Raw genomic sequence first — 5,153 nt, 5'->3', positions numbered from 1 at the left:
TGCCTGAACAGGTTACAGGCTATAACCCCATCCAGCTGGTGCCCCAGCACCCCGAACTCACTTTCAATCCCTATCGCACCACCGGGCAGGCGCTGTGGGATATGTGGCGCCCCGATGACGCCATGCTGGCTCGCTTTATGGTCAAGCCCGAGTGGCTTGGTCGTAAACCCGGTCAGCTTTCCGGTGGCGAGCTGGCCCGCATCGCGCTGCTGCGCGCCCTCGATCCCCGCACCCGGTTGCTTGTCGCCGATGAGGTGACCGCCCAGCTGGATCCGCAAATCCAGCGCCATATTTGGTTGGAGTTGATGCGCGAGTGCGAACAGCGCGGGCTTGGCATCCTGATTTTTAGCCACCAACAGGCGCTGCTGCGCCAGATCTGTCATCGGGTGCTGCGCTTTGGTGAGGCACCTGCTGAGCAGGAGCCGATGGTTTGCAATGTGGCCTGAGGGCTGGGGGCGCAGTCAGCAGAATAAAAGAGAGGGAGGCATCAGCCTCCCTCTTTTGTTACCCACAGTTATCAGTGGCGTTTAACCGGTTCAGGCCGTGGCCAGCCAGTTGAGCCAGGCATCCATCCCTTCACCCGTGGTGGCGCTGACCTGGATCACCTGAATATAGGGATTGACCCGTTTGGCGTTCTCGATGCAGCGGGCCACGTCAAAGCTGACATAGGGCAGCAGATCAATCTTGTTGATCACCATCAGCTGGGCGGCGGCAAACATGTCCGGGTATTTGAGGGGCTTCTCTTCCCCTTCGGTGACGGAGAGGATCGCTACCTTGTACTTCTCGCCGAGGTCGAAGCTGGCGGGGCAGACCAGATTGCCCACGTTTTCGATAAAGAGGATGCCCCCTTCATTGGCGGGCAGCTGGTGGCAGGCGTCGTGGACCATTTTGGCATCCAGATGGCAGCCCTTGCCGGTGTTGATCTGCACGGCTGGCACGCCGGTGGCGCGAATGCGATCCGCATCGGCGCTGGTCTGCTGATCCCCTTCGATCACCGCGCAGGGGCGCTTGTCGGCCAGCTGGCGCAGGGTTTCGCACAGCAGGGTGGTCTTGCCTGAACCCGGGCTAGAGACGAGATTGAGCACCAGCTGGGCCGCCTCGTCGAAGTGCTCGCGGTTGTGGGCGGCCAGGGCGTTGTTTTTGGCCAGCACATCCATCTCGATGGCGATCAGCTGACGCTGCCCCATGCCGGGGACCGACAATCCCGCTTCCCCTTTGCCATAGTGCAGATCACCCTGCTGATGGTCATGGTCATGGTCATGGTCATGGTCATGGTCATGGTCATGGTCATGAGGATGCGCGTGGGAATGGCCGTGGTCATGAGAGTGGGGATGATCATGATGGTGCTTATGATCCTCCACACCCGCGGGTGCCCGCACGCCGTGGTAGTGGTGATGGACATCTCCCTGATGGTGATAGTGGTGGTGAATGATCAGGGTGCGCGGTGCGCTCTGCTCATGGGCATGATCGTGTTTATGGCCATGTTCATGGTGGTGTTCATGGTCGTGATCATCTTTATGGCCGGCGATCCGCGCCTGGCCGCATCCGCATACGCTACACATATCAACTTACCTCGATGTCGGTGATGCGCAGGCTGTTCCCCTGCGCGACGCGTAATGTGTATCCGCCACACTCGGGGCAGGCTTGCCCGCGCGCTTGCAGGGTGACTGTTTTGTTGCAGTCGTAACACCAGGCCTCTGCCGCCTGGTGCTGAAAGTGAAGTTGGGCCCCCTCGACGACTGTGCCCTTGGCGGCCGCCTCGAAACAGAACGCAATGGTGTCCGGGTCAACGCAGGAGAAGCTGCCAACCTCGAGCCAGAGGGCGGTCACCTTGTTAAAGCCCCGCTGGGTGGCCTGTTCGGCCGCCAGTTCGATGGCGGCCATGGCCAGAGACATTTCGTGCATGGTGGCTCCTTAACCGATATGGGGAGGAGGAGTGACTCCTCCCGGTCATAGGGTGAACGGCATGGCCGATCAACAGATCCGCGGCAGGAGTTCCCCCTGCGGCAGCTCCAGATAACGGCGGCTGCCCCAGGGGTTGTTGAGGATCACCTTGTGGCGATCACTCGCCTGCACCACGCCGATCTGGCTGGCCGCAGGGTTGAATTGCCGCAAGATGCCCAGCGCGTCCTGCACCTGTTCGGCAGGCAGGGCCAGCACCATGGTTCCCTCGTTGGCGAGATCATGGGGCTCGAAGCCGTAGAGCTCGCACAGACCGCGCACCGGATCGCAGACCGGAATGGCGGACTCCTCCAGCTCGATGGCCACCTGGGAGGCGGTGCTCCACTCATTCAGCACGGCGGCGAGGCCACCGCGGGTAGCGTCGCGCAGGGCGTGGGGGGTGATCCCCGCTTTCAGCAGCGCTTCTACCTGCGGCCAGAGGGTGGTGCAGTCGCTCTTGAGATCAGACCCCAGCTGCAGGGCATCGCGGGCCATCAGGATGCAGGCGCCGTGGCTGCCGATATCCCGCGACACCAGAATGGCGTCACCAGCCTTGAGGTTGCGCACCGAGATGCCCCGGCTCTGTTCCGGCAGCGGAAAGGTGCCGACCCCGCTGGTGTTGATAAAAATCTTGTCGGCCGTCCCCTTAGGCACCACCTTGGTGTCGCCGCAGACGATGCGGGCGCCGCTTTTGGCAAGCTCCGCGGCCATCGACTCGACGATGCGGGTGAGATCGGCGTAGGGGAATCCCTCCTCGATGATAAAGCTGGCGCTCAGATACTCGGGCTTGGCCCCCATCATGGCGAGATCGTTGACCGTGCCAGCGATGGCCAGTTTGCCGATATCGCCCCCCTCGAAGAACAGCGGCGAGACGGTAAAGCTGTCGGTGGTGAAGGCGATGGGCCCGCTCACCGGCAGCAGGGCGGCATCTTCACCGCGCAGCAGGATCTCGTTGCCAAAGTGGCGAAAGAAGAGCTGGTTGATCAGCTGATTCATTTCCACTCCGCCGCCGCCGTGGCTAAGTTGGATTTCTCTCATCGGGTCTGGTTCTCCACTAGATTGCCGAAACAGGCTGGTTCATCTCCACTCATCACCCGACCGCCGTGGCTTAACTGAATTTCTCTCATTGGATCCCCATATATCGGTAGTAGGCATTGCAGGCCCCTTCGGAGCTGACCATGCAGCTGCCCATGGGCTGGGTCGGGGTGCAGCCCCGGCCAAAGACGTTGCACCGGTTGGGCTTGGCCAGCCCGCGCAGGATATCGGCGCACTGGCACGCCTTGTGGTCATCGATGGGGGTCTGGTCCAGTTGGAAGTGACGCTCCGCATCGCGCTTGGCAAAGGCATCGCGCAGGCGCAGGGCAGAGGCGTTGATATCCCCCAGACCTCGCCAGCGAAAGTGCTCGCGGGTCTCGAAAAAGCGCTCGACCAGCCGCTGGGCAGCTTTATTGCCACTGGCAGTGACGGCGCGGGTGTACTGCACCTCCAGGGCGTAGCGACCCTCCACCTTCTGGCGCACCATCATCAAGAGCGCCTCCATCACATCCACCGGTTCGAAGCCGCTCACCACCACCGGCACCTGATAGCGGTCGACAATGGGCAGGTAGATATCGGCGCCTGTGATGACGCTGACGTGAGAAGGGCCGATAAAGGCGTTCACCTTGGCAACCCCGTCGGCCATCACGGCGTGAATGGCGGGGGGCACCAGCACATGGTTGATATGAAATAGAAGATTCTCGACCCCTTGCTCTTCAGCGGCAGCCAAGAGCGCCGCAGTCATCGGGGTGGAGGTCTCGAAACCGATGGCGAAGAAGACCACGGTTTTCTCCGGGTTCTCACGGGCGATGCGCAGGGCGTCGAGGGGGTCATAAACCGGGCGGATATCGCTCCCCTTGGCGCGCTGCTGGGCCAGCGTGCCTTTGGAGCCCGGCACCCGGACCATGTCCCCCAGGGTGACCAGAATGACGTTCGGTTGGCGGGCCAGCTCGATGGCCTGATCGATCCGCTCCTTGGGCATGATGCAGACCGGGCAGCCGGGGCCGTGGACAAACTCGATGCTGGCCGGCAGCAGCTGGTGCAGGCCGTATTTCATGATGGTGTGGGTATGGCCGCCGCACACCTCCATCACCCGCAGCGGTTCGGGCAGATCTTTTGCCAGTTCAGTAATTTGCGCGGCGAGGGCGCGGATGACGTCGGGCTGACGAAAGCCCTGAAAGAGATCATTGAGTGTCAGCATGGCAAGATATCCTGACCGGGCATCAGGGCCACCATCTGGCGGAAGCTCTCGAGGCTGGCCTGCGCCTCCTCTTCGTCAATCTTGCTCATCACAAAGCCGATATGAAGCAGCACATAGTCGCCAAGGTTGAGGGGCTCTTCGAGCAGCATGCAGCTGACGCGCCGCTGCACCCCCAGGGTATCGACGGTGACGCAGTTATCTTCGGGGTGCAACTGCACCACCTGAGAGGGGATGGATAGACACATGGATTTCAGGACTCCGACAAGGTGGCACAACCGGTTGTGACAGGCTGGTGCGTGGCAAGATGGTGGATGGCAAACCAGAGCTGACCGGCGGCGATGCCACCGTCATTGAGCGGCAGGGTTTCGCTGGTCAATACCTGCCGGCCTGCTGCTTCGAGAGCGGGCACCAGCTGATCCATCAGTACCCGGTTTTGAAAGACGCCGCCCCCGAGCGCCACCGGATAACCGGGGAAGCGCTCGGCCAGAGCAACGACCAGAGCGCTGACTGCGTAGATAAAACCGGCGGCCAGGCTGGCGGTGGAGGTGCCTTTGCGCCGCTCGTTGATAAGGGTATTGAGCAGCTCTGCCCACTCAATAAGTAGCGGTCCCTCTGCGCTCTGGTGCAGGCCAAAGGCGAGGGGTAAGGGCAATTCATCGGGGGCCAGCTGCAAGGCGGCTGCCTCCAGCAAGAGCCCGGCTTCGCCCTCGTAATCCGGGGAATCGATCACCCCCAGCAGCGCCGCCACCGCATCGAACAGACGGCCGATGGAGCTGGTGTAAGGGGCGTTGCGGCCAAGGCGCCAGAGCTGGTGCAAGTTGTTGATCCGCTCTGCTGGCAGTTGCTTGATCGCCGGAATATCGAGGGCACTGATCTCCTCAGGGCTGTGCGATTCAAACAGCAGCCCCAGCAGCTGGCGCACCGGCTCGCGGATGGCTGCCTCGCCGCCGATCAGCTTGAAGGGCCTGAGGTGGGC

8 protein-coding genes are annotated in these 5,153 nt (G+C 62.0%); 2 read left to right on the top strand and 6 right to left on the bottom strand.

The features are described from left to right. Positions 1-446, top strand: a 446-nt coding sequence (locus AAC083_RS06670) for an AAA family ATPase (RefSeq protein ID WP_108536145.1), incomplete at its 5' end; no start/stop codon positions are given. 90 nt (positions 447-536) lie between these two features. Here AAC083_RS06670 and hypB read toward each other — a convergent pair. Further along, on the bottom strand, positions 537-1,361 hold the full coding sequence (hypB, locus tag AAC083_RS06665; protein WP_219927869.1) for a hydrogenase nickel incorporation protein HypB: 825 nt from the start codon (positions 1,359-1,361) through the stop codon (positions 537-539). Between hypB and AAC083_RS06660 the strand changes: the two genes are divergently transcribed. Next, entirely contained in the window at positions 1,242-1,586 is a 345-nt protein-coding gene (locus AAC083_RS06660) for a hypothetical protein (protein WP_219927868.1), read from the top strand. The two genes, hypB and AAC083_RS06660, sit on opposite strands and share 120 nt — an antisense overlap. Here the strand turns inward: AAC083_RS06660 and hypA are convergent. The 5 genes from hypA to AAC083_RS06635 form a co-directional block, all read right to left on the bottom strand. After that, positions 1,564-1,905, bottom strand: a complete 342-nt coding sequence (gene hypA, locus AAC083_RS06655) for a hydrogenase maturation nickel metallochaperone HypA (protein ID WP_108536143.1) — start codon at positions 1,903-1,905, stop codon at positions 1,564-1,566. The two genes, AAC083_RS06660 and hypA, sit on opposite strands and share 23 nt — an antisense overlap. A 69-nt stretch (positions 1,906-1,974) precedes the next feature. Further along, on the bottom strand, positions 1,975-2,979 hold the full coding sequence (hypE, locus tag AAC083_RS06650) for a hydrogenase expression/formation protein HypE (RefSeq protein ID WP_108536142.1): 1,005 nt from the start codon (positions 2,977-2,979) through the stop codon (positions 1,975-1,977). An 85-nt stretch (positions 2,980-3,064) separates the two neighbouring features. Continuing rightward, entirely contained in the window at positions 3,065-4,177 is a 1,113-nt protein-coding gene (gene hypD, locus AAC083_RS06645; RefSeq protein WP_108536141.1) for a hydrogenase formation protein HypD, read from the bottom strand. Further along, positions 4,171-4,422, bottom strand: a complete 252-nt coding sequence (locus AAC083_RS06640) for a HypC/HybG/HupF family hydrogenase formation chaperone (protein WP_059113321.1) — start codon at positions 4,420-4,422, stop codon at positions 4,171-4,173. The genes hypD and AAC083_RS06640 overlap by 7 nt, the downstream gene beginning before the upstream one ends. Positions 4,423-4,427: 5 nt before the next feature. Further along, a partial coding sequence (locus AAC083_RS06635) for a Kae1-like domain-containing protein (protein ID WP_441296517.1) occupies positions 4,428-5,153 on the bottom strand: 726 nt, incomplete at its 5' end.

It is taken from the genome of Aeromonas sp. HMWF014 (assembly GCF_963878295.1).
In the GTDB taxonomy this organism is placed as follows: domain Bacteria; phylum Pseudomonadota; class Gammaproteobacteria; order Enterobacterales; family Aeromonadaceae; genus Aeromonas; species Aeromonas popoffii.
This window is presented reverse-complemented; position numbering and strand designations above follow the sequence as displayed.